Genomic DNA, 24,554 nt, shown 5'->3' with positions numbered 1-24,554 from the left:
AACGTTCAGACCAGTGATTCGGTACTGAACGTTTTTGGCGTTAGGGATGGATCAGTTCGACCAGCTTTTCCAGTCCATCGAGGATGCGGGGCGAAGGACGGCAGTACAATCCTTCCTCGAGCAAGTGGACGCGTCCCAGTGCAATGGCGGCCATGCCTTGCCATTCCGGCCGCTCCGTGATCATCGCCGGCTTGATTCGCTTGAGCTCGATGCCGCACCAGACGACGCAGATGTGATCGGGATTGCGCTGGGCAACCATCTCCCGGGTCGCTTTCACGTTGGGGACGGGGTAGTCAGCGAACACATTGATCGCTCCGGCGATTTCGCTCACATCCGTCAGCCAGTTATCCCGGCCGGGTGTGTAGATCGGGTTGGGCCACCATTCCCAGAACAGCTTGGGCTTTCGGGGAAACCGGGCTGCCCGCTGTCGGACGGTTTCCACTCTTTCGGCAAACTGGTCCGCCAGCCGGTCCGCTTGTTTGTGCCATCCTGTCGCTTCGCCCACGAGCCGTATGTCTGCCGCAATGTCCTGAATCCGCGACGGATTGAGGACGATGTGGGGAATGCCCCGAGTCTCAAGCTCCTGCACGTTTGCCTCCATGCCTGGGACGCTGAGGGAGGCGACGACCAGATCGGGTCGCAATGCCGCTACGCGCTCCATGTCGATGGTTAGATCCGGACCTACCCTGGGCAAGTGCTGCCACTCCAAAGGCCAGTCGGAATGATCGTCCAGTCCGACTACGTGATCGCCGAGGCCCAGGTAATAGAGGATTTCCGTATTGCTCGGGCAGATGGAAACGATGCGCATGCGAGAGTCCCCCTTTGGCTTATGCCTAGAAAAACGGATGCACGAGGAGCGCGATCATAATTCCCAGCCAGCCGCCGATCAGGACCTCGATCGGTTGATGGCCCAGCAGCTCCTTCAACTTTTTGGCTTTTTCCTGGTTGGGGCGCACTTTGAGCGACTTCATCCCCTCCAGAAGATGGTTGAATTCATCCACGAGCTTGTTCAGTACGACCGCTTGCATCCCGGCATGCCGACGGACACCAGCCGCATCGAACATGACGATGACGCCTAGAATGGCGGAGATGGCGAACATATTGCTGGAAAATCCTTCGCGGAGTCCTACCGCCGTCGAAAGCGCGGTCACCGCGGAAGAGTGCGAACTGGGCATGCCGCCAGTGCTGAGCATCAGCGACCATTGCCATGTTTTTGTGGCAAAATAGTTGAGGGGAATTTTGATGAATTGGGCGATTCCTATGGCAAGCAGCGCAGCCCATAAGGGGAAGTTTTCTAAAATATCCGCCACGGAAAATCCATTCCTTTCTACTGTACGCTTCTTTCATTTATTGTAACAGAAGGGCGTGGTCTCCATCCGTGAAGTTTTCGTTTGGATTTTACGGACTGCCAATCTGTGATACGATAAGGGAAGCAGTGGTCGAAGATTTTTTACGGAAGCATTGGAAGATATGTTTCACGATGGTTTCGTCGAGCAGGAAACGGAAGGTGAGGCTGGCGTGCGGTACCCTGAGCAGTATCTGCAATTCATTGAGAAGTTCAATGAAGGAGAATACTACGAATGCCATGACCTGCTGGAAGAGATCTGGATGGAAGACAAATCCGACAAGTTCCTGCAGGGACTCTTGCAGCTGGCGGTGGGCCTGTACCACCGGGAATGCGGAAATATCAAGGGCGCCCGGTGGATGTTTGGCAATGCGCGCAAGTACCTGGCCCGTTACGCCCCGTCCCGTTGGGGATTGGACATCGACCAGATTATCTTGTACATACAATCTTGCGAGCAGGCCTTGCCTGATGCTGACTCGATTCCATATGCAAAGGCCAAAGCCATGGCGTTTCCGTCCTTGCGTTTGCTGATCGACCAATCGTGAAGAACCGCTTCAACGCCGATTTATGGAAAGCGGCCGCGATTTGGGCTTTTGCTTTCCATGCGTACGATAATTTATTAGCGCTTTCACTCATAAATTCTGAGACGTTGAAAACACAAATGTGCACATAATTGTATCCTATCACAGCGAAAGAGGGAAGAGTATATGCAAGTAACTGTAGAAAAACGACTGCCGCTCGTGCAGGTCGCATGCCACGAACTGATCGTTCCCCTGTGGAAGGGAGAGGAGCTGGCAGAGGTGTATCCGGAGCTGGAGGAAGCCTTTGGCGGCAGTTTGAGCGTCCTGCAGCAGGAGAAAGAAATCAGCGGAGAGGCCAAGGCCGTAGCTGTCGTCCACAGCATGGGCAAACTGGCAGCCAAAAAGCTGGTTGTCATCGGCATGGGCGATCCGGAAAAATTCGATTTTGTCGTAGCCCGTGGAGCGTGGGGGCGGGCGGCGAAGACGGTTCTTGCAAAAGGGAAGGAAAAGTCGGTCGCAATCGATTTGCCAACGACGGACCGGCTCGCGGCTGACCGGCTGGCGCAGGCCGTCACGGAAGCATTTGGACTGGCAGACTATCACTACGAGGGCTACCGCCAAAAGCCGAAGCGTGAAGCGGACCCGGTCGCGTCGGTCCTCATCCTGGCGGCTGACGATGCCGCCGAGGAAGTGCGTGCGGGCGTGAAACGAGCAACAGCGCTCGTGTCGGGGACCAATCTGGCTCGCACGTTGGTAAACGAGCCAGCCAACTATTTGACGCCTCGCGCTTTGAAGGATGCGGCGGTGGGAGTGGCCAACCGATACGGAATGAGCGTGGAAGTGCTGGATCAGGCCAAGCTCGAGGAGCTGGGAATGGGCGGCGTGCTTTCCGTCGCGAAAGGCAGTGTGCTCGAGCCGTACGTCGTCGCCGTCAAATACCAGGGCCGGGAAACGTGGGACGATGTCATCGGACTCATCGGAAAAGGGGTCACCTTTGACACGGGCGGCATTTCCATCAAGCCGGTCGCAGGCATGGAGGACATGAAGTCCGATATGGGCGGGGCAGCGGCGATGATCGGCGCCCTCGAAGCGCTGGGGCAAATCAAGCCGAAGGTAAACGTGCTCGCCGTGATCGGCACGGTTGAAAACATGCCGTCCGGCACCGCTTTCCGTCCTGGTGACGTCATCACGACGATGAGCGGAAAAACGGTGGAAATCATCACGACGGACGCGGAAGGCCGCCTAGTACTGGCGGATTGCATTACATACGCGAAGCAGCAGGGCGTATCCTGCCTGGTGGACGCGGCTACCTTGACGGGCGGCATCGTCGTGGCACTGGGACACTTCTGTTCCGGCGCGATGACGAACGACAAAGCGCTCATGGATGAGCTGCTGGCTGCAGCCGACACCGCGGGCGAGCGTCTGTGGCAGCTTCCGACCTTCGACGAGTATCGCGAGCTGAACAGGAGCAACTTCGCCGATCTGAAAAACTCGGGAGGCCGCTACGGTCACGGAATCATCGGCGGTGTGTTCTTGCAGGAGTTCGTGGGCAATACGCCGTGGGTCCACCTGGACATCGCCGGGACAGCCTACAACGCCAACAAGGGCGACATGCAGCCTTCCGGAGGCACCGGGGTCATGACCCGGACCATCACCCAGTTTGTCATGAGCCGCAGTCAAGCTTAATTCCAAAAGGAGTTGTTGAGATATGGTACAAAATCCGAGCAATGAAGCACGTCGCGAGCTGCTGGAAAACGCCAAGACGATCGCAGTGGTAGGTCTGTCCAACAAGCCGGAGCGCACCAGCTACATGGTTGCAAACGCCATGCAAAATGCAGGCTACCGGATCATCCCGGTCAATCCGGTCATTGCCGGCGAGACGGTATTGGGTGAAAAAGCGGTTGCCAGCCTGGCGGAGATCGACGAGCCGGTCGATATTGTCAACGTATTCCGCAGAAGCGAGGACATCGTTCCTGTGGCCGAAGATACGCTCAAAATGAAGCACAAGCCCAAGGCGTTCTGGATGCAGCAAGGAATCTCCAACGATGAAGCAGCCTCCATGGTGGGAGCTGAAGGGATCGCTGTGGTCAACGATATGTGCATCAAGGTCGACCACGCCCTGCTGCGCGTCGGGAAGTAAGTCGTCCCGTTCGCACGCAGCTAGCTGCAATAAGCGGCCCGTACGATTACAAAGACCCTCGCATGCGGCGGGGGTCTTCCTACGGATGCACGGGCAACCATCCCCGCCGATGTTCCCCGGGCGAGTGTGCTGAATCGCTTGCGGACCGATTCCAGATATGATAAGAAGAGAAGTACGAAGCATTTCGACAGAAAGGAGTGTGTGCTACCATGTTTGTGAATCCATCGACGAATGCGCAGCGCGACCGCATCCCCCCGAATCAGAAGCAGACGACCGGCTTCCCGGTCCTTCACTACGGCGATGTGCCGGAGTATACGGATCTGACCACTCAGTGGGACTTCCGCCTGTTTGGGCTGGTCGAAGAGGAAGTCACTCTCTCGTATGAGCAAATGATGGCACTGCCAAAAGGGCACACGACCAACGACATCCACTGCGTCACCGGATGGAGCAAGCTGGACAACGAATGGGAGGGCATCCCGGTAGAAGAAGTGCTGAAGCTGGTGAAAGTCAAGCCGGAAGCGAAGTACGTCATGCTGCACGCTGAGCACGGCTGGACGGCGAACATGCCGCTGAAAGACTTCATGACGCCCGGCAACCTGTTTGCCTACAAGCACAACGGCGCAGACCTCACCCCTGATCACGGCTGGCCGCTGCGCTTTGTCATCCCGCATCTGTACTTCTGGAAGAGCGCCAAATGGGTACGCGGCATCGAGTTTTTGGAGAAAGACAAGCAGGGCTTCTGGGAGAAAAACGGCTACAATATGTATGGAGATCCCTGGAAAGAGCAAAGGTTTGCGTGGGATTGATAGGGATAAGAGGAAGGTTATAAAAGGCTACTATTCGCTGGAGAACAGTTCACCAGCGGATAGTAGCCTTTTTATATTTTCAGGAGAAGAAAGAAAAGCGCATGTTTAGAAATTGTTTAGATGGAACTGGTAGGATATCCCTGTCGTTTCGTGGTCCCATTTTCCTAAGAAGAGGGAGGAGCTTACACCCATCTCTCCGCAGGCTAGGACTTTGCATCGGCGGGATAGTTGTAGTAATGCTCACCAGGCAGCGAGTGGATGCGGAATCCTCCTCGGGAGAAGTCCCTGTTTCCGTACTTGGAGACATACTCGACATTAGTCGAATAGTATGACATGTAATTGAGAATGTACGGGAAGGAGCGCACCTTGTGTTTGTTCGGACGTTCGGAGGAGTAGTGCGTCGGGGCGATCCCATAGGCATCCAGCGAAAAAACGGCCGCCGTGGCTTCGTTCATGCGAAAGAACTTGCGGACTGCATTTTCCGAGTACTTCGCGTAATCGATGATGCTGACGGACATGAGCTTGACGCCCAGTTTTTTTCGGTAAGCAAGCGATTTGTCCATTTTTCCCCGAAACGCGGAATTGAACACGCTGGGGCTGCTTTTCTTCGTGATGTCGGTCGGCTGCAAGAAATCCTCCAGCAAATAGATGTCCCGTTTGTCGAGAGCGCTCGCTTGGCCCTTCGGATTGTATTTGCGATCCACCTTGCTGCCCATGACATCGTCCGGATTCCATGCGTTCACAAAAACGGACATGCCCAAGCGATGCACGGCGTTTACCGTTTGATTCAGCCGGGCGCGCGAGACACCGTAGTCGTATCCGGCATCGTCAAGGAAAATGCCATTGGCCCCGAGAGCCTTCCACTTTTTCGCCTTGGATTCCATGGCTGCAGGTGAAAAGTTGGAGGTGGTAACGCCGAGGTCGACATACCCGAACAGTCGGGCATCCGGATTCTTTTCCCGGATCAGACGAAAGATCTCGGCGGTTGAATCGTGATACGAATGCTTTTCTTCTTCCAAACCGGCACCAAACACCAAGACATCGTATTCGGCGAAGACTTCGGCTGCTTTTGTGTCGTCCCATACCTCGTTTACCCCGGCCGGAATTCCGTAGTAAATGAGCAGCCTGTATCCTTTTGAGTTGCTGGAATTGGCCGCGCCGGCGGGGAGTACCAGAGTGAAAAAGCAAGCGAATAACAGCAAGAACATACATAGACGTCTGTATTTCATGGCATAACCTCCTCTAGTCGGGCAGCGTTCCTGTTTGTGATGGGGGAAGGTAAAGAGAGCATCCCTGCTTTCGGAATTTATTATAGTGAGTATATTCGAAAAAAAACAGGAGTTCAACGACAAGGAAAAGCTCATGGAGAAGTTTTATCTAAAAATTACCTACAAAACAAGATTTTGTGAAAAATGTTGCATATAGACAATCGGAGGACTATGATTGTTCCGTAGTGCGAAAGTAGTAGAGAAAAAGTACTAGAAATATCGGTGGAGGGATATCAGGTGAACGTCCTGATCACAGGGGGATATGGATTCATCGGCTCAGCTTTGGTCGAACGATATTACAAAGAAGGCCATAACATATGCATTATCGACAATCAGTCGACAGGGAGAAAGGGAAACGTGTCCGTCCCGCATAAATTCTATCAACTCAACGTGGAGGACAAAGCGTGCGAGGAAGTGTTTCGCAGCGCCGGATTCGATATCGTCGTCCATCTGGCAGCGCAGACCAGCGTCGCCGCTTCCATTCAGCAGCCTTATACGGACACGCACACCAATGTTCTCGGGCTGGTAAACATGCTGGAATTGTCGGCGCGGTACGGCGTGAAAAAATTCATTTTCGCCTCTTCAGCGGCGGTGTATGGAGAACAAGCGGACGTTCCGATTGCGGAAGAAGTCGCTTGCTCTCCGATGTCGCCGTACGGAATCAATAAACGGCTGGGTGAGCAGTATTGCGAAAAGTGGAAAGAGATGTACAATCTCGACACGCTTTGCCTGCGATTTTCCAACGTGTATGGCCCGCGGCAGGGAAGCGAAGGGGAAGGGGGCGTCATTTCCATCTTCCTCAAGCATGTTCGCGACGGGAAGCAGCTGACTGTGTTTGGCGACGGGGGGCAAACGCGGGACTTCATCTACGTTGAGGATGTCGCGGACGCGATCTTCCGGGGGTCCATGAACAGCGCAACCGGCGTCTACAATCTGTCCACTGCGCACGAGACGAGCGTAAATGAGCTGATTGCATTGATACGGACATTCGCATCCGTCCCGGACGTCCTGCACTTGGAGAGCCGCCCGGGCGAAATCATCCGATCGAGCTTGGACAACAGCAAAATCAAGCGCGATTTCGATTGGCTCCCCTTGTACTCGCTGCAGGAAGGGTTGTTCCGAACATATCAATGGATGCTCCAGCAGGAAGCTGCCGCGACGACCGTCGGCAATGAGGTGCAGGCCCCGGCAAAACCGAAATGGATCGCTTCCGTGCGTCCGTATGTCGAGAATGTGCTGGCTTTCGCCGTGGTGTTCCTGTTTTCGCGGCCCGACAACCTGTTCTTTCATCAGCAATTCGATTTCAGACTGATTTACATTTTGCTGATGGGGTTATTGTACGGGACACGCCAGTCGCTTCTGGCTTCCGCAGCTGTAATCGGTATGGTTGTCGCTGACAGTGTGGTCTATAACGGGCGAGATTGGGCTTCTCTCCTGTACGATCCCGAATCGCTGCTGCTTGTGGCGGTCTACCTGTTTTTTGGGCTCGCCGTCGGGTTTGTCACAGACAGGAAGAATAAAAAGCTGTCATTTGCCAAAAACGAGCTGGATGTCGAACAACAGCGCTACCGCCTGCTCACTGAGATACATAAAGACACCCGCAGAGTAAAGGACGCATTGCAGCGTCAGGTTTTGACTACGAAGGACAGCTTGGGCCGCATCCATTCCATCGTGAGCGAACTGGAAACGCTGGAGCCCGAACAGGTTGCGGGAGCTGCTGTCAAGGTTTTGGAAGATTTGATGGAAACACGGAGGATCTCCATCTATTCCGTCTCTTCGACAGGCTACTTGCGCCTCCTTTTGCAATCGAACGACGGCGAGTGGAAACTGCCGCGGTCTATCCGCCTTGCTGACGTGCCGGAGCTGGCGGATGTCGTCACGACAAACCGAATGTGGGTCAACAAGGCACTTTCCCCGGAACTGCCGCTTCTTGCGGCGCCGGTTGTGTTCCAAGGCGAGACGATGGCTCTTGTCTGCGTGTACGATCAAGATTTTGAGCGTTTTTCCTTGTACCACGAAAATTTGTTCAAAATTTCCGTCGACCTGATCTCCAGTTCGTTTTCTCGTGCCCTGACCTTTACAGATGCGACGCGAAGCAAACGATATGTCGACGATACGCCGATTCTGCAGGAAGCAGCGTTCCAGGAGGTCCTGCGCAGTAAATTGGCGGCGAAGGAGAGGTTTGATTCCGAGTTTACGCTCCTGTCCGTCGACCTGGGAGGCCAGGATCTGAAAAAGACGGGTCAACGCATTTCCCGGCTGCTCCGAGACACCGACTACCTCGGGGTATGCGACGGCAAGATGCTGCTGCTCCTTTCCAACTCCAGACCGGGTGAAGCACATACGGCAATGGAGCGGCTTGCGAAAAACGGTTTCGCCACCAGGCTCGTAAGCGAGGAAGCGATCTATGGGTAAATGGCTGTTGGTCGCATATTATGTGCTGGCTGTAGTGTACGTCTTGTATTCCCTCCGCCATCGAGAGGCAAAGAATGGTCTGGCGGCAATCGTCTGCTTCGTACCGTTTGCCGGTCTGCCGCTCGCGCTTGTCGCAGAGTGGAGGAGGTCTCAGGCGGCCTTGGAGGATACGCGCCGCTTTGAACTAGTAGTCGATCTGCAAAAGGATCGGAGCGGTTTTTTTGACAAGGTAGATTTGCAGAAGGAAACGTCGATCGTGCCGATCGAGGAAGCGCTCCTGTTGAACGACTTTCGCACCCGCCGGCGCATAGTGCTGGACATGCTCAAAGACAATTCGCTTGATTTGGCTTCCTTTCTCGCCAAGGCAGTGCGGAACGAGGACAGCGAAACGTCCCATTACGCCGTGACAGCGATGCTGGAGCTAAAGCGTCAAATGATGGCCGAATTGCAGCGCGCAGCGGTGGCAGCCGAACAGAAGCCGGATGATATCCATGTCCTTCAGCGATACGCGGAAATCGTAAAACAATCGATCGAAAATGGCTTGTTTGACCCGGAAACAGAAAGGACGTATTCCCTTCTGCAGGCGGACGTGCTTGAGCGCTTGATTGCCCAGGACAACTGCATGGAAGAGGTTTTTATCGACAAAATTGACTGCGAAATCAGGCTGGGCCGATACGAAAAAGCCGAAGAGGCAAGCAAGCGCTTCATTCAAGAGAATCCCCAATCGGAAATGGCTTTTTATATGGCGATGAAGCTGTACTATACGCTGAGAGCGGGGACGAAATTCAATGAGGTTCTCGAAAGCTTGAAGCGATCGACCGTAAAGGTATCGCCTCGAACGTTGCAGCTCATTCGATACTGGAATCAGGGAGTTTAGGAGATGAAAGAGTCAAAATCGCTCAAACGAATCGGGGCGTTCCTGCTGTTTGTTTGCTTGTTAACCGCCTTGCTGCAGGTTTCACGCTCAGAGCTGGTGTTTCGCTGGGACAAAAGCGCCCAGTCTTTTCATAAGCCGTCTGAATTGCCTGCAACAAACGCGCTTTCCCCTGAAGAAAAGGAAAAAATACGTCCGGAGAGACTGGTCATTGTCTTCGATCCGCACAATCCATTCAGCGCGAAGATAAAGCAAAATGCCGAACAGGTGCTGAAGGGGATGAAAAAATCATATGAAAGCATCGAGATCGGAAAAGCGGTGCCTTGGGCGGAAAAACCCGACGCAGTGATTGTGGCGCTGCCTGATCTGTCCCTTCTTGGGGGGATTGAACCTCTCGAACGGTATGTGGCTGAAGGGGGAAACGTGTTTTTGTCCGCCGTCTCGGATACGAACGACTCGTTCTACAACCTGTACCGCAAGCTGGGGATACTTGAAATCGGCAACTATGTCGATACGCACGGGATCACGTTTGAAACGAATGTGCTGCCGGGGTACGCGAATGTCTCGTTCAAGGATGACAGTCTGCAAAACACGGTGATGCACGTGAAGCTCGACGACCGCGCCCTCATCCAGGCAACCGCAGGGAACGGAATTCCGCTCATGTGGAAGACCCCGTACGAAAAAGGCGCTTTTCTTGTTTTCAACGGAACGATGCTGCAGGAGAAAGCGAGTCGGGGCCTTCTGGCGGGAGGGATCGCGGTCCTGCTTCCCGACTTCATGTATCCCGTCATGAATGCTAAAGTCATGTACCTCGACGATTTTCCGGCACCGATCCGAAAGGGAACCAATCCAGCGATCTTTCGGGATTACCAGCTCGATGTTCCCCAGTTTATCAAAAGGGTTTGGTGGCCGGATATGATTCGTCTGGCCAGGAACTACGACCTCAAGTACACGGGGGCGCTCATCGCCACTTACAACAACCGTGTGACGGCTCCATTTGATTGGAAGCGTGAGGCGGAACCGGAAGATTTGCTGATCTTTGGAAGGGAATTGTTGAAAAACGGCGGGGAGATCGCGGTTCACGGGTATAATCACCAATCCCTGACCATCGATAAGCGGGTTTCCCATATGTTCGGCTACAAATCCTGGACAGGAACCGGGGACATGGTTCAATCCTTGGAAGCAGTCAAGCAATATGTGCATACGGTTTTCCCGAACTATCCGTTGCGTACCTACGTTCCGCCGTCGAACGCATTGGGGGAAGACGGGCGCCAAGTGCTTCGGCAGGTGCTGCCCGATCTGCAGAACGTATCATCCTTGTATGGAGAAGACGGACGGGGGCTTTCGTATGTCCAGGAATACGAACTCGCTCAGGACGGGATCGTGGAGCTGCCGCGGGTGACCTATGGGTATCGAATCGGCGAATACGAAAAATGGATGATGGCGAATGCCGTGACATCGTCAGGTATTTTTTCACACTTCATCCATCCTGATGACGTGCTGGACCACAATCGAAGCCAGGATGCGAGCTGGAAAGAGCTCTACAAAGATTTTGAGGATTATCTGAAGCTCGTCAAAGAACGCCACAGCTGGCTCCGCAGCATGACGGCCTCGGAAGCCAGTGCGGAAGCAGAGAAGATCCTGATCAGCGAGCCGGTAATCGAGCATCGTGAAGAAGCATTGAAAGGCTACGTAAACAGGTTTACGGGGGATCTGTATTTTATGCTGCGAACCGACAAGCGGATCGCGCGGACGGAAAACTGCGACGTTCGCAAGATAGACGACGGGGTCTATCTGGTCCGGGCGGAGAAAGAAACTTTCACGATTGAATGGACTGAGAAAAAATGAGGATTTGCATTGTTGCGGAAGGATCTTATCCATACGTGACCGGTGGCGTCTCCAGTTGGATCCATGCGTTGATTCAATCGATGCCGCACCACGAATTCACGATTTTCGCCATCGGGGCTGAGGAGAAATCGAGGGGGAAGTTTCGGTACGAGATTCCAGCCAATGTCGGGGAGGTCAGGGAGGTGTTCCTCGACGCTTTTCTGCTGGAGGAAAGTCGATGGGGCCGCTCCTTCTCGCTCGCCAAGGGTGAGAGAGACGCGTTGAAGTCACTTCTGTCAGGAAAGAACGATATGGATTGGAACACCTTGTTCCGTCTGATGCGAGACAACCGCTGGGAGACGTCGACGGAATTTTTGATGAGCCGCGATTATTTCGATCTCCTGAGCGAATTGTGCAGAGAACAATATGATCACTTGCCGTTTCGGGAAATGTTTTGGACCGTGCGCTCGATGATCCTGCCGTTCATGCAGCTCGTCCGTGAAACGCTGCCGGAGGCGGATGTCTATCACTCGGTTTCTACGGGATACGCCGGCGTCATTGCCAGCCTCGGCAAGTATCTGTATCAAAAGCCGATGCTGCTCACGGAGCATGGCATCTATTCGCGCGAGCGGGAAGAGGAAATAATCAAGGCGGATTGGGTAAAAGGGTATTTCAAAGATCTGTGGATCCGCTATTTCTACGGTTTGGCCAATTGCGCGTATGAGAGCGCAGATCAGGTGGTCACCTTGTTTCATCGAAACAAGGAAATTCAGATGGAGCTCGGCTGCCCCGCATCCAAAATCGCCATCGTGCCAAACGGGATCAAAGCGCCCGAATATGTCGATCTCCCCGGAAAAAAGCCGGATGACGGCTCGATCCACATCGGCGCCATTGTCAGAGTGGTACCCATCAAAGACATTAAGACGATGATCCACAGTTTTTACGCGGTAAAGCGCGAAGTGCCGAACGCCACATTTACAATCATGGGGCCATACGATGAGGATCCCGAGTATTATCGGGAATGCCTGGAGCTCGTCGACATGCTGGGGGTGGAAGACCTGACATTCACGGGCAGCGTCGACGTCAAACAGTACATCGGGCGGATGGACGTCATCGTGCTGACCAGCATCAGCGAAGGCCAGCCGCTTGCCGTGCTGGAAGCGATGGCAGCAGGCAAGCCGGTGGTCGCCACCGACGTCGGAAGCTGCCGGGAACTGCTGCACGGAAACGAAGCGGATGGTGTGGATGGACAAGCCGGTTTGATCGCCCCCGTTCTGGACGACAAGGAGATCGCACGTGCCATTATTACGCTCTGCAAAAATGAAGGCAAGCGAAAAGAGATGGGGCAAATCGGGTTTCAGCGTGTCCTGAAAGGGTACACGCACGAACAGTTTATCCATTGGTACGACTCCATGTACCAATCGTTATTGCGGGAGGGGGCGAGAGAATAATGGCCGGTATTGGCTTTCAATTGAAGCGACTGTTTGACAGGGAAGGTCTGGCTGGCCGCATTCAGGCGATTTCCTACGCGTCATTTGTGACCGTTGGCCCGATGCTGAGCTGCATGCTTGCGGTAACGGTCATTCATTGGCTGCTTGTCCAGACAAACGCGCCATTCCATCCCCGCGAGATTTTTCAGGCGGGCGTTTCCTATGCGTTTGCTTTTTCCTTCATTATTACTTCGCCGTTTGCGATGTATGTTACCCGTTCCGTTTCGGATCAATTGTACGAAAAGCGCTACGATGCCCTGCTGCCGTCTTTCTACAGCTGCATGCAGATCACGTTGGCTGTTGCCTTCGTGCCCGCTTTTTTGTTCGCTTTGTTCACGCCGCTTGGGCTTGCGGAAAAGATCCCTTTGTTTGTCCTGTACATGGAGCTGGTTGTGATCTGGATGGAAGTGGTGTATGTATCCGCCATGAAAGCGTATCGAAAGGTCGCCGTGGCATTTGCAGGCGGCATGGGCGTTGCCGTGCTGGGAATCTGGATATTGCTGTATGGAAGCGGACAAGCCGTGTCCGCTTCCGGGCTGCTATGGGGAATGGCGGGCGGATTTTTTGTGACGGCCTGCCTGCTTCTGTCCGAAATCGAACGATTTTTTCGGACAGAGAAGCCTGCTATTCCGTTTTCTTTCCGAAAGGATGCCAAACGTTATCAGTCGCTTTGGTTTATCGGGCTGTTTACGGGCCTCTCGATGTATGAGCACCAGTTTGCCCAATGGATGTGGAACGGGATGTGGCTGGAGGATACGTTCCGGATTTCGCCGGAGTACGATGTAGCGGTTTTTTATGCGGTACTGTCGGTGCTGCCCTCCCTGATCTGGTTTGTGATTTCCGTCGAGACGGCCTTTTACCCCAAATTCCGTCAGTATTACGATTCCGTCATCGGAGGGGGGACCATTCTGGACATCGATGTGGCTCGCAAAGAAATGGAAAAAGTCCTGATCGGCGAGATGGCGATGCTGATGGGCATTCAGTTGGTGTTTTCACTGATCGCGATTGCTGCAGGAATTCAGTTTTTGCCGCTCATCGGGTTCACTTCGCAGATGGTGGACACCTTCAACATCTTGGTCATGGCTTTCTTCGTATACATCATGACCAGTATCGTCTTGCTGCTGCTGCTCTACTTTGACGATCGGAAGGGAGCGCTCGCTCTTTCGGCGCTGCTGCTGGCGGCGAATCTCGTTTGCTCCTGGCTGCTGCGGGATGTGCAGTACCAAGGATTGCCGTTGTTTGCAGCCTCGATTCTCACGTTGGTCGCGGCATTGTCCAGACTGGTTTACCGCATGCGCCGCCTGCATTACGCCACGTTCAGCGCGCAGCCGCTGTCTGCCAGCGAGCGCGGCATGCCCGAAAAAGCGGAAGCATGAGATTCATCCCCGAACCGTATCGGAAATGGTTTTGTACGATTTTAGGAGGAAGAAGATGAAATTTCTATCGAAGAATGCCTTTGTGGCGCTTTTGATGTCGGTCGTTGTCACAGCTGCGACGGGATGTGCACCTACTGACGTGGCACGACCGGCGGGGGAACGCGGCCCAGACGCCAAGGGTGCCGCGCCGGCGCCTGCGGAAGCAACCGACTATTCGCCCAAACTGGTCGAAAACCGGCTCGTTTACGAACAAGACAAGCCTGACACCGTTGTCCACCTGTATATGACCATCACCAGAGACAATGTGACCGCGGAGAAACCGATGACATGGGCGGAATTAAACCGGATCACCAATGCGACAGAAAACAACGATTCCCGGAAGATGAACGTGATCATTCAGGAAGGAACGGAACAAGGACCCGAGAACGGACTGTTCGGGTACGAGGAGTCGCATCCCAACGCCTCGATCAAGATTCGCGGTAAATCGACGCTCAAGGCTCCGCAGAAGGCTTACAAAATCGAGCTGTTTGAGAACGCCGGCTACTGGCTGGACCAGCGGACGATCAATTTGATCAAGCACTCCTACGATTTCACCCGTTTGCGGAATAAACTCAGCTTTGATTATATGAAAATGATTCCGCACATGACCAGCTTGCGGACCCAATTTGTGCATTTGCATGTCAAAGATTTGACGGCTCCGAATGCGAACGCCAATGCCGCTTTTGAAGATTACGGGTTGTATACCCAAATCGAGCAGCCGAACAAGTCGTTTTTGCGCATGCATGGCCTCGACCGGTACGGCAACTTGTACAAGGCGTCAAACTTCGAATTCTTCCGATACCCTGACAAGCTGAAAACAAAGGATGATCCGGCTTTTGACAAAGCCATGTTTGAAACGGTACTGGAAAGCAAGGGATGGGACGATCACTCGAAGCTTTTGCGCATGCTGGACGACGTGAACGACCTGTCGAAGGATTTTGACGAAGTGTTCGAGCAACATTTCGACAGGGACAACTTCTTGACTTGGATGGCCGTTAACATCCTGATGGACAATATCGACACGAACTCGCAAAACTTCTTGCTGTATTCGCCGCTCAATTCGGAGAAGTGGTTTTTCCTTCCGTGGGATTACGACGGGGCCTGGGGCTTCTTTGAATCGCCCATGCAGGATCACGGACGGCGTTCGCCGTGGATGCGGGGCATTCACAACTACTGGGGGAGCGAGCTGCAAAACCGGTTCTTCAAAAATCCGCGAAACGTCGAGCAGCTGGTAGCAAAGGTACGGGAACTGAGCGCGATCATCAATCCGGAGCAAAGCAGGAGCATGATCGAGAAGTACAAGCCCATTGTCTACTCATACGTGTCGCGCGAGCCGGACATTCGCTATTTGCCCGGTCCGTTGGCCGACTATGACAAAGAGCTGGAACGGATCATTCAGCTGCCGGTAGAAAACGAGCGGAAGTTCCAGGAAAGCTTGCAGGTTCCCATGCCGTTTTACTTAGATCAAGTGAGGAAGGAAAATGGGAAGCTTGTGTTTCACTGGGGCACGTCGTATGACCTCCAAGGCGACGAATTGACCTATCATGTGCAAATCGCCAAGGAACCGTCGTTTGCCCATCCGCTCTATGACAAGAAGGGATTGAAGGAAACGTCGATTTCCCTTGATGAATTTGGAAAAGGGCGATTCTTTTGGCGCGTGACGGTTACGGATGCCAAAGGACACGAAATGACGGCATTTGACGATTACTATGACGAAGACGGAAATGTGTACCATGGTATGCGCGAGTTCTATATCGATTGAAGCTTTGGGGTGAAAAATCAGCATGCACGTGAACGGAAAAAAGCTGCGCCATGAGCAAAAATATTATATCAACCCGCAAGATTACATTGCGACACGCAACCGGCTTCGGACGTTGATGTCGCTTGACCGCCATTCTGTAAGCGACGAAGGCTATCACATTCGCAGCCTGTATTTCGACAACCTATCGGAAACGGCGCTGTATGACAAAAACAATGGGGTGTATCAGCGGAAAAAATACCGGATTCGCATTTACAACCTAAGCGACGGCATCATCAAGCTGGAGAGAAAAAGCAAATGGAACGAATACGTCCTCAAGGAGGCAGCCAGCTTGACGCGGCAGCAAACAGACCGGCTCCTGAGCGGCGATGCGGAATGGCTGCGAGGGGAAGACCATCCGCTGCTTGCCGATTTCTACCGGGACTGGAAGCAGAACGCGCTCAAACCGTCCGTGAGTGTCGACTATATCCGGGAAGCGTACATCGATGAGATGAGCGATACGCGTATTACGTTTGACAAGCGGCTGGCGGCGGGATTCCACTCTGCCCTTTTGTTTGATCGTGATTTGCAGACCTGGGAGGCGATTGAAGGGCCGCGCCTCATTCTGGAAGTGAAATTCAGGCAGTTTTTGCCCCATATGATTCGTTCCTTGCTGCAAATGACTGCCCATCAGCGTTCCACGATATCCAAATATGTATTGTGCAAGGAACGACAAAAAATTTACACCAGATGACGGTTCGTCCATAGAAACAGCAGCATTTCCGAAAGCAAACGGGTGGAGAGTGAGTGTGTCATGGATAATTTGCTAAATTTTAAAGACATGTTTAAAAAAAGTGTGCTGAAGATGGATGCGTTCGAGGGCGTGTCTTTGGTCGATCTGCTATTGAGTTTGCTGGTCGCCTTTTTGATCGGAATGTTCATCTATTACGTCTATCAAAAATGCTACCGCGGCGTCGTTTTCAGCCATAATTACAATATGACGTTTGTGCTGATGACCATCATCACAGCCCTGATCATCATGACCATCAGCACCAATATCGTGCTCTCGCTCGGGATGGTCGGGGCGCTCAGCATCGTCCGGTTCCGTACGGCTGTCAAAGATCCGATGGATATCATGTACATGTTTTGGGCGGTATCGGCGGGCATCGCGTCGGGAGCGAAAATCTATTCGGTGGCAATCATCGGTTCCCTCGTAGTCGGCGCGACCATTTGGTGGCTGACGCGGCGGCGAGAAGCAACCGCTCCCTATTTGCTGATCGTGCATTACGAAGCGGCGGCAGAGGAAGAAGTGAAACGGCGTGTACGGAAAATGAACGGTACGCTGAAATCGAAGTCTGTACGGGCAGACATTACCGAATTGACGGTCGAGCTGCGCATACGCGACGACAATACGGCGTTTGTGGGCGAGTTTTCCGCCTTGGAAGGCGTGAAGGATGTCGCGCTCGTCAGCTACAACGGGGATTATGCACAGTAAGCCTTTGCCGATGTGATCATTAAAAAAGACAAGGTTCGCCACAGTGCGTGGCGGGTACCTTGTCTTTTTTGATGCGCGAATCATTTCATGTTCATTTATGCCGTCACACAGGACAGGCGAGTGCGCTACAAATCCGTCAATTCCAGGATGATCGGGCAATGGTCGCTGCCGGTCACTTCGGCATCGATGCGGGCGTCCGTCAAAGAAGGGGCCAGTCTGGCCGAGGCGAGAAAGTAATCAATCCTCCAGCCGATATTGCGCTCCCTGACCTTGGGCATATAGGACCACCAGGTATAGGCATCTGTCCGATCGGGATAAAAATGCCGGAATGTATCGAGGAAACCGGACTGGAGCAATTGGCTCATCTTGGCGCGCTCTTCATCGGTAAAGCCGGAATTTCCGCGATTGGATTTGGCATTCCGGATGTCGATTTCCTGATGAGCGACATTGAGATCTCCGCAGACAATCACCGGTTTCTTCTCGTCCAGCTGCAACAAATAGCTGCGGAATCGGTCTTCCCATTCCATTCTGTAATCGAGTCGCGAAAGATCCCGTTTGGCATTGGGGGTATAGACATTGACCAGGAAGAACGAATCGTATTCCAGCGTCAGGATGCGCCCCTCCGGCTCCTGATCTTCTTCCAGTCCATAGCGCACGGAGACGGGCTCGTGCCTGGTGAAGACCGCCGTCCCGGAATAGCCTTTTTTCTCTGCGTAATTCCAAAACGAATGGTAACCGTCGGCAAAATCCACGGTGATCTGTCCTTCTTGCAGCTTCGTCTCCTGGATACAGAAGATGTCTGCATCCACTTTGGAAAAGTACTCCGCAAATCCTTTATTCATACAAGCTCTCAATCCGTTTACGTTCCACGATACCATTTTCATAGCGGGCTGATCTCCTTCTCGGACCTGCAAGATTCCTTTTGTCTCTTCTCTTACTAGATATATCAGTTTTTTGGACAGGAAAGCAACGGGTAAGATGGAGCGGATACCGGCCCGCCGTTTTACCGAGGACAGATCAGGGTAATACATGATAGGAGCGATTTCCTATTTTCATAGAAAAATGAGGGCAGAAGCATGAGATGGACGATTGGCAAAAAATTGACAAGTGTTTTCGCACTGACTTTGATCATTCTCGGGTTTATGGGGGGCCTCTCGATTTACAAGCTGTACAAGTTCAATCATAAGGTAGACGAGCTCGTCAACGACTGGAGACCGAGGCTCGAGGCCATTCTGCAGATCGATACGGCATTGCAGCGCGTCTATGCGTATGACCGCAGCCTGTTCACCACGATGGACGCACAGCAAAAGGCGGCCATCATCAGACAGATCGATGAACAGTTTGCGGTCATTGAGGAAAAGCTGGCTGCATACCAAGCCACCATGGCAGAAGGGGAAGAGGAAGACCGGAAAAACTTCGAGGGCTTGAAGAGCGCCGTGGAGGCGTACAAGCAGTTCAATCCAACGATGGTGTCGTTCGGGAAGAAGATGGATCTGTCCCAAAGCGTGTCCGCAGAAGACCTTCGGCAGCTGGAGGAGGCCAAGAAAAAAGAGGATGAGCTGTTTGCCGACCGCTCGACGTACACGAACGCCATGATTGCGTACAATCGGGACGGCACGACACGCGCCTCTCAGGAGAGCGAGAGCCTCTATCAGACCGGCATTCGGGACAACGCCATCCTGCTTGTCGCATCGATCCTGGAATTCCTGGTCGTGGCTATTTGGCTGACCCGCAGCTTGCGCGGGCCGATCTTGCGGATCGTGAAAAACGTGAGGGAAGTGGCGAACGGAAATTTGCAAGTGGAACCGATCGCGGTCAAAAACCGTGACGAATTGAAAGACCTCAGCGATTCCGTCAACGAAATGACAAGCAATTTGCAGCAGGTGATCGGCCAGGTCAAAACGACCTCCAAGCAAGTGGCGTTTACGGCCGAGCAGCTGATGGCCAGCTCCGAGCAGACCAGTCAAGCGACCGAGCAGATCGCCGTGACCGTCCAAGAGGTGGCGACGGGGACCGATCGGCAGGTAGAGAGCGTGGAGCGCAGCTCGGCTTCCATGGACAGCCTGTCTGCGGGCATCCAGCAAATCGCCGGCAATGTGAAGGGCGTCTCCGAAACGGTCGTCCAGGTCTCTCGGGTGGCGGGCGAAGGCAACCAATCCGTTCAGGCGGCCGTCCGTCAAATGAGCGCCATCCACGACACGATGCGTCAATTGAGCGGGGTGGTGGATGGATTGGGCAACCATTCGGAGGCGATCGGCCAGATCGTGGAAGTCATCACGGGGATCGCCGAACAGACCAACCTGCTGGCGTTGAATGCGGCGATCGAAGCGGCGCGGGCGGGAGACAAGGGAAGAGGGTTTGCGGTGGTTGCCGACGAGGTCCGGAAATTGGCCGAGCAGTCTTCCCAATCCGCAGGGCAAATCGCGCAGCTCATCGGGACGATCCAGGCAGACACGAGGCTTGCCGTCGAGTCGATGGAGACCGGCACCCGGGAAGTTCAGGCCGGCATTACGGTCGTCCATCATGCAGGGGAGACGTTCGGGCAGATCCAGTCGTCCATTGCTGATGTATCCGGACAAATCCAAAGCGTTTCTGCTGCCGCAGAGGAAATGTCGGCCTTCACTTTGCAGGTCGTGGAAGCGATCGGTCAGATTGCGGATGTGACCAGAACGACGGCGGATGGCACACAAAGCGTCTCGGCAGCCGCCGAGGAACAGCTGGCTGCCATGCAGGAAATCGCCGCATCGGCTACGACCTTGTCCGAAATGGCGGAGGAGCTGCAAGGCATGATCGGGCGATTCCGCGTATAGAACCGAAAAAAGCACTTCCGTGTCCCTCGAAAAGCAGGGCATGGAAGTGCTTTTTTGCTAGGCGGCAGTCTTTTCTGCTTTCTGCTGGCCCAAGTTGGAAAGGTCTACATAAAAACAGATTCATATGAAACACTAATTCCGATTGTTCACGAACGGCACTCGGGAGGCTCTTCAAATGGACTCTCTTTGAGAAAGGGAGGCGTCCCGGAAGGAAAAGGAGAGATGGAAAGATGGATAAAAGGCATCTGTGGATCAACGGTAAGTGGGTGGAAGGCGAAAAGTACGAACCGTTGCACTCCCCGTATACGGGTGAGGTCCTCGCTCATATTGCCCAAGCGACAATAGAGGATGCAAAAAAAGCTATTGAGGGCGCCCATGCCGCCTTTCAAGCGTTTAAAGATCGACCCGCCTATGAACGAGCGCAGATTCTCGCCAACGCGGTGCATTTATTGGAGCAGCGAAAAGAAGAAGCGGCCCGAATCATCGCCTCGGAGGCAGCCAAGCCGATCAAAGCAGCTCGCATGGAAATCGTGAGAACCATTCAGACGTACCAATTCGCCGCGGAGGAAGCCAAGCGGATATACGGGGAACGGATCCCCATGGATGCAGCCGTCGGTGGAGAAAATCGCATCGGTTTCACGATGCGAGTGCCAATGGGAGTCGTTTCGGCTATTACTCCGTTCAATTTTCCTTTTAATCTGGTCGCCCACAAAGTGGGGCCGGCCATCGCAGCAGGAAATACCATCGTGTTGAAGCCGGCCGAAAAAACACCGCTCAGCGCGCTTTTTCTCGCAGAGCTTTTTCAAGAGGCAGGATTGCCGGACGGCGTGCTGCAGATCATTCCCGGGCTCGGACCGGAATTGGGGCCCGTCTTGAACACGCACCCATACGTGAAGAACATTACGTTTACAGGGAGTCCCCGAGTCGGAAAGGAAATTCGCAAGCTGGCCGAGTTTCGCAAAGTGACATTGGAGTTGGGCTCCAATTCCGCTTTGATCGTCGATGAAGGAATTGATGCAGATGCCATAATGGATCGAGTGGTCGAAGGGGCGTTTTCATACAACGGCCAAGTCTGTATTTCCATCCAGCGCATCTACGTGCACCGTTCCTTGTACGAAACGTTCCTGAAAAAGCTGGTCGCTCGCACCAAGCAGCTGGTAATCGGTTCCCCCTTCGATGAAAAGACGGATGTAACGGCAGTGATCAACAAGGATTCGCTGGAGCGTCTGGCAAGCTGGATCGAGGAAGCCGTTCAAATGGGCGCAAAGGTGGAGTGTGGGGGAGAAGTGCAGGGGCCGGTCATGACACCCGCCGTATTGACCGCTGTCCCCCATCAGGCCAAAGTCATCCAGGAAGAGGTCTTCGGTCCGATCGTGAGCGTAATGCCATTTGAATCCATGGAGGATGCCATCCGCCTGGTCAATGATTCTCGCTACGGTCTGAATGCAGGCGTGTATACCCGCGACATCCATCGGGCATTTGTCTGCGTCCATGAGATTGAAACAGGTGGAGTGCTGATCAATGACATTCCTACCTACCGATTGGACCACATGCCGTATGGCGGGATCAAAGACAGCGGGACGGGAAGAGAAGGCGTCAAGTTTGCCGTAACGGAAATGATGGAGGAAAAGTTTGTGAGTATTCATTGGCGATAAATCCATTCTTGGGGGTGACAGGATGAAAGCTACGGATTTGATGGTCAAGTGCCTGGAGAATGAAGGTGTACAGTACATTTTTGGCATTCCTGGAGAAGAAAATATCGATCTGGTCCATTCGTTGGCTTCCTCTGACCAAATTCAGTTTGTGGCAGTCAGGCATGAGCAAGGGGCGGCCTTCATGGCAGACGTTTACGGCAGATTGACAGGGAAGGCCGGTGTTTGCCTGGCGACCTTGGGGCCGGGGGCAACCAATTTGCTGACTGGCATAGGCGACGCCAACCTGGACCATGCCCCCGTGGTTGCCATTACCGGACAAGCCGGGTTGGAGCGGATGCACAAAGAATCGCACCAATACATTGACGTAGTCGCCATGTTTGAGCCGGTAACGAAATGGTCGATCCAGATCAAGCGGCCGCAGACGATCCCGGAAATTGTGCGGAAAGCTTTTAAGCTGGCGGAATTGGAGAAACCGGGAGCCGTACACATCGAGCTGCCTGAAGATATGGCAGCAGACGACATCGAGGCGAAAGTGCTTCCGAAAACGCCGCTGCCAGTGTCAGTTCCCTGTGAGACGAGCATGAAAAAGGCGTTGGAGCTGATCGAGAAAAGCCAAAAGCCGTTCATCATTGCGGGCAATGGCGTGCTAAGGCGAAAGGCATCCAAGGAATTGCAGGCTTTTGCCGAGGCGTTGAAGGCTCCCGTCACTCATACATTTATGGCAAAAGGAGTGTTGCCCCCCGACCATCCTTTGAACATGTACACGGTCGGGCTGCAAATGAAGGATTATGTCCTGTGCGGGCTTCATGAGGCGGATTTGATCCTCGCGATCGGCTACGATTTTGTGGAATACTTGCCCATGTACTGGAATGAAAACAACCCCAAGCCGATCATCCACATCGATACGCTGCCCGCCGAGGTAGACGAGCATTACCCGGTCGCGGCCGAGTTGGTCGGAGATATCCCAGCCGCTTTGACATATCTGACGGCACATCTCAAAGGAACAAAAGAGTGGATGCCTGGCGGCGAGCTTCACCAAAAACTCGTGCAGGAGCTGACACACATCCATAAAGAGGAAGCATCCCCTTCGGCCAGCGGGGGAGCAAGGATCAAGCCAAAGACCATTCTGGATGAGGTCGCCAAAATCGCCACAGACAACACCATTGTGATATCCGATGTAGGCGCCCATAAGCTTTGGATCGCAAGGAATTACCAGCCCAAGCTCCCGAACCGCGTAGTCATCTCGAATGGCTTTGCCACCATGGGGATCGCCGTACCGGGAGCGATCGGCGCGAAGCTGGCCTGTCCCGACGATCCGGTCATCTGCATTACGGGTGACGGCGGTTTCCTGATGAATGGAGTGGAAGTGGAGACAGCCAAACGTCTGGGCGTCGCATTCACCATCCTTCTCCTGAATGACTCAAAGTACGGGTTGATTGATTGGAAGCTGAAAAATCGTTTTGACGCAAGCTACGGGGTAGAATTTGCGAACCCGGATTTCGTCCGTTTCGCCGAAAGCTTTGGCATCACCGGCATACGTGTCAACCACGTCACGGAGCTGGAGGCGGCCCTGCAAAAAGCGCTGAGCATGAAAGAGATCGTTCTCGTGGAAATTCCCGTGGATGCCGAGGAAAACCTGAAGCTGAGCCAGCACTTGGGGAAGATGGTTTGCAGGCTGTAGGGAAGCCGGCGGAAGGAAAAAGCAGAAATGAGACAAGCAGACAAACAGACGCTTCAGCGCATCCTGGATGAAAACCGCAAGTACACGGCAATGGGTAAGGTCGCCGATTATATTCCGGAGCTGCGACGCGCGAATCCCGCCGCCCTTGGCCTTACAGTCGCCGCAAAGGACACGGGCATCGCTTCCGTGGGAGATTGCGATACGACGTTTACCTTGCAAAGCATCTCGAAAGTGATCAGCCTGCTGGTTGCCCTGTTGGACCATGGACCTGAGAAGGTATTTGCCAAGGTCGGCATGGAACCGAGTGGAGACCCGTTCAACTCGATCATCAAATTGGAAACAATGAACCATCACAAGCCTCTAAACCCAATGATAAACGCCGGAGCGATCGCCGTTGCCTCCATGATTTCCGGCAGGAATGTAGAAGAGCGATTTCAGCGCGTGTGCGGGTTGATTCGAATGATGACCGGGAACAACGGCATTTCCCTGAGTGAACAGACGTACCAATCGGAGAAGGCGACAGGAGATCGAAACCGCGCACTCGCTTACTTTATGAAAAGCACCGGCATTATTGAAAGCGATGTAGAAGAGGCGCTCGATCTGTACTTTCGACTTTGTTCCATCGAGGTACGGTGCAGCGATCTGGCGAAAATCGGGTTGTATCTGGCCAATTGGGGGCGTATGGAGGGAAGCGATTCCCTGCAGATTGATCCTTGCTTGGTACAGATTCTCCTGACGATTATGGTGACATCCGGCATGTATAATGCTTCCGGTGAATTTGCCATCCATGTGGGCATTCCCGCCAAAAGCGGCGTCAGCGGCGGAATCATGGCCGTGGTGCCGAACCGCATGGGCATCGGGGTCATTGGTCCCGCGATCGATGACAAAGGAAACAGTGTGGCTGGAATCAGGGTGTTGGAGGATTTGTCCAAGACATTTGGATTGCATCTGTTTTCGGAAAGGGAAGAGCGGCGGATCATCCCCTGAGGACGCTGCTCCGGGTGATTCTTGAACCGCCACTAGCCGCATGCCAATGTGTAACGTAGAGACAAATGGTTGTCACCGATCCGGTTT

Annotated in this window: 20 protein-coding genes; 16 read left to right on the top strand and 4 right to left on the bottom strand. The window is 53.6% G+C overall.

The window, feature by feature from the left end:
• Positions 1–40: 40 nt before the first annotated feature.
• Both RGB73_RS25020 and RGB73_RS25015 read right to left on the bottom strand, forming a co-directional pair.
• Positions 41–808: a cobalamin-binding protein gene (locus RGB73_RS25020; RefSeq protein ID WP_310765635.1), complete on the bottom strand. Its 768-nt coding sequence runs from the start codon at positions 806–808 to the stop codon at positions 41–43.
• Positions 809–833: 25 nt separating this feature from the next.
• Positions 834–1,310 carry a divergent PAP2 family protein gene (locus RGB73_RS25015; RefSeq protein WP_092273048.1) on the bottom strand — a complete coding sequence of 159 codons (477 nt, stop codon included), beginning with the start codon at positions 1,308–1,310 and terminating at the stop codon, positions 834–836.
• 208 nt (positions 1,311–1,518) lie between these two features.
• Between RGB73_RS25015 and RGB73_RS25010 the strand changes: the two genes are divergently transcribed.
• The 4 genes from RGB73_RS25010 (at position 1,519) to RGB73_RS24995 (ending at position 4,812) form a co-directional block, all read left to right on the top strand.
• A complete protein-coding gene (locus RGB73_RS25010) occupies positions 1,519–1,890 on the top strand; it encodes a DUF309 domain-containing protein (protein WP_310774534.1) in 372 nt (123 codons plus the stop codon).
• Between the two features lie 162 nt (positions 1,891–2,052).
• Complete coding sequence (locus tag RGB73_RS25005) at positions 2,053–3,552, top strand: leucyl aminopeptidase (RefSeq protein WP_310765632.1); 1,500 nt, start codon at positions 2,053–2,055, stop codon at positions 3,550–3,552.
• A gap of 22 nt (positions 3,553–3,574) precedes the next feature.
• On the top strand, positions 3,575–4,006 hold the full coding sequence (locus tag RGB73_RS25000) for a CoA-binding protein (protein WP_310765630.1): 432 nt from the start codon (positions 3,575–3,577) through the stop codon (positions 4,004–4,006).
• A 209-nt stretch (positions 4,007–4,215) separates the two neighbouring features.
• The gene (locus tag RGB73_RS24995; RefSeq protein ID WP_310765628.1) at positions 4,216–4,812 is read left to right on the top strand and encodes a sulfite oxidase-like oxidoreductase; all 597 of its coding nucleotides are present in this window, start codon (positions 4,216–4,218) and stop codon (positions 4,810–4,812) included.
• Between the two features lie 203 nt (positions 4,813–5,015).
• Here the strand turns inward: RGB73_RS24995 and RGB73_RS24990 are convergent, their stop codons facing one another.
• Positions 5,016–6,041: a hypothetical protein gene (locus RGB73_RS24990; protein ID WP_310765626.1), complete on the bottom strand. Its 1,026-nt coding sequence runs from the start codon at positions 6,039–6,041 to the stop codon at positions 5,016–5,018.
• Between the two features lie 276 nt (positions 6,042–6,317).
• On the opposite strand from RGB73_RS24990, the gene RGB73_RS24985 reads away from it, so the two are divergent.
• The 8 genes from RGB73_RS24985 to RGB73_RS24950 are packed head-to-tail and all read left to right on the top strand — an operon-like array spanning position 6,318 to position 17,334.
• Positions 6,318–8,495, top strand: a complete 2,178-nt coding sequence (locus tag RGB73_RS24985; RefSeq protein ID WP_310765624.1) for an NAD-dependent epimerase/dehydratase family protein — start codon at positions 6,318–6,320, stop codon at positions 8,493–8,495.
• On the top strand, positions 8,488–9,372 hold the full coding sequence (locus tag RGB73_RS24980) for a tetratricopeptide repeat protein (RefSeq protein ID WP_310765622.1): 885 nt from the start codon (positions 8,488–8,490) through the stop codon (positions 9,370–9,372). The genes RGB73_RS24985 and RGB73_RS24980 overlap by 8 nt, the downstream gene beginning before the upstream one ends.
• A gap of 3 nt (positions 9,373–9,375) precedes the next feature.
• Positions 9,376–11,217: a DUF2194 domain-containing protein gene (locus tag RGB73_RS24975; protein ID WP_310765620.1), complete on the top strand. Its 1,842-nt coding sequence runs from the start codon at positions 9,376–9,378 to the stop codon at positions 11,215–11,217.
• Positions 11,214–12,647, top strand: coding sequence for a GT4 family glycosyltransferase PelF (gene pelF / locus RGB73_RS24970; protein ID WP_310765618.1), 1,434 nt, complete (start codon positions 11,214–11,216; stop codon positions 12,645–12,647). Before RGB73_RS24975 ends, pelF begins: the two co-directional genes overlap by 4 nt.
• A complete protein-coding gene (gene pelG / locus RGB73_RS24965; protein WP_310765615.1) occupies positions 12,647–14,062 on the top strand; it encodes an exopolysaccharide Pel transporter PelG in 1,416 nt (471 codons plus the stop codon). The genes pelF and pelG overlap by 1 nt, the downstream gene beginning before the upstream one ends.
• 55 nt (positions 14,063–14,117) lie before the next feature.
• On the top strand, positions 14,118–15,863 hold the full coding sequence (locus RGB73_RS24960) for a CotH kinase family protein (protein ID WP_310765612.1): 1,746 nt from the start codon (positions 14,118–14,120) through the stop codon (positions 15,861–15,863).
• A 22-nt stretch (positions 15,864–15,885) separates the two neighbouring features.
• A complete protein-coding gene (locus RGB73_RS24955) occupies positions 15,886–16,593 on the top strand; it encodes a polyphosphate polymerase domain-containing protein (RefSeq protein WP_310765609.1) in 708 nt (235 codons plus the stop codon).
• Positions 16,594–16,653: 60 nt separating this feature from the next.
• On the top strand, positions 16,654–17,334 hold the full coding sequence (locus tag RGB73_RS24950; protein ID WP_310765606.1) for a DUF4956 domain-containing protein: 681 nt from the start codon (positions 16,654–16,656) through the stop codon (positions 17,332–17,334).
• Positions 17,335–17,459: 125 nt separating this feature from the next.
• Here RGB73_RS24950 and RGB73_RS24945 read toward each other — a convergent pair whose 3' ends face one another.
• Positions 17,460–18,218 (bottom strand): exodeoxyribonuclease III, encoded by a 759-nt coding sequence (locus RGB73_RS24945; RefSeq protein WP_310765603.1) that lies wholly within the window; start codon positions 18,216–18,218, stop codon positions 17,460–17,462.
• 192 nt (positions 18,219–18,410) lie between these two features.
• Here RGB73_RS24945 and RGB73_RS24940 point away from each other — a divergent pair, with 192 nt between their 5' ends.
• The 4 genes from RGB73_RS24940 (at position 18,411) to glsA (ending at position 24,467) form a co-directional block, all read left to right on the top strand.
• Positions 18,411–20,144, top strand: a complete 1,734-nt coding sequence (locus RGB73_RS24940; protein WP_310765600.1) for a methyl-accepting chemotaxis protein — start codon at positions 18,411–18,413, stop codon at positions 20,142–20,144.
• 230 nt (positions 20,145–20,374) lie between these two features.
• Entirely contained in the window at positions 20,375–21,799 is a 1,425-nt protein-coding gene (locus tag RGB73_RS24935) for an aldehyde dehydrogenase family protein (protein ID WP_310765597.1), read from the top strand.
• 22 nt (positions 21,800–21,821) lie between these two features.
• On the top strand, positions 21,822–23,480 hold the full coding sequence (locus RGB73_RS24930) for an acetolactate synthase large subunit (RefSeq protein WP_310765594.1): 1,659 nt from the start codon (positions 21,822–21,824) through the stop codon (positions 23,478–23,480).
• Positions 23,481–23,507: 27 nt separating this feature from the next.
• Positions 23,508–24,467, top strand: a complete 960-nt coding sequence (gene glsA, locus RGB73_RS24925; RefSeq protein ID WP_310765591.1) for a glutaminase A — start codon at positions 23,508–23,510, stop codon at positions 24,465–24,467.
• Positions 24,468–24,554 lie beyond the last annotated feature (87 nt).

Origin of the sequence: Brevibacillus brevis, assembly GCF_031583145.1 — a bacterium.
Lineage (GTDB): Bacteria > Bacillota > Bacilli > Brevibacillales > Brevibacillaceae > Brevibacillus > Brevibacillus brevis_E.
The sequence above is the reverse complement of the archived record's forward strand: the minus strand, read 5'-3'. Positions and strand labels throughout refer to the sequence as shown.